The organism is Nocardia rhizosphaerae (assembly GCF_042650365.1).
GTDB lineage: Bacteria > Actinomycetota > Actinomycetes > Mycobacteriales > Mycobacteriaceae > Nocardia > Nocardia rhizosphaerae.
Map to the genome: position 1 here is coordinate 1 of NZ_JBHSBA010000019.1, position 678 is coordinate 678.

The window sequence follows — 678 nt, forward strand, 5'->3', positions numbered from 1 at the left end:
GCACATTATGGACCCGAAGCGGAGTGATCTACCCATGGCCAGGGTGAAGCAGCTGTAAGAGGTTGTGGAGGCCCGAACCCACTTAGGTTGAAAACTGAGGGGATGAGCTGTGGGTAGGGGTGAAAGGCCAATCAAACTCCGTGATAGCTGGTTCTCCCCGAAATGCATTTAGGTGCAGCGTCACGTGTTTCACGCCGGAGGTAGAGCTACTGGATGGCCTAGGGGGCCTACAAGCTTACCGAAGTCAGCCAAACTCCGAATGCCGGTGTGTGAGAGCGTGGCAGTGAGACTGCGGGGGATAAGCTTCGTAGTCGAGAGGGAAACAGCCCAGATCGCCGGCTAAGGCCCCTAAGCGTGTACTAAGTGGAAAAGGATGTGGGGTCGCTGAGACAACCAGGAGGTTGGCTTAGAAGCAGCCACCCTTGAAAGAGTGCGTAATAGCTCACTGGTCAAGTGATCCTGCGCCGACAATGTAGCGGGGCTCAAGTACACCGCCGAAGCCGCGGCACTCAGTCATTAGATCGCCTTCGGGCCAGTCGACTGGGTGGGTAGGGGAGCGTCCTGTAGCCGTGGAAGCCACAGTGTGAACTAGTGGTGGAGGCTACGGGAGTGAGAATGCAGGCATGAGTAGCGAAAGACGAGTGAGAAACTCGTCCGCCGAATGACCAAGGGTTCCTG

At 56.8% G+C, this 678-nt stretch carries 1 rRNA gene; it reads left to right on the forward strand.

The window, feature by feature from the left end:
- A 23S ribosomal RNA gene (locus ACFOW8_RS29085) occupies nt 1-678 on the forward strand; the annotation flags it as partial.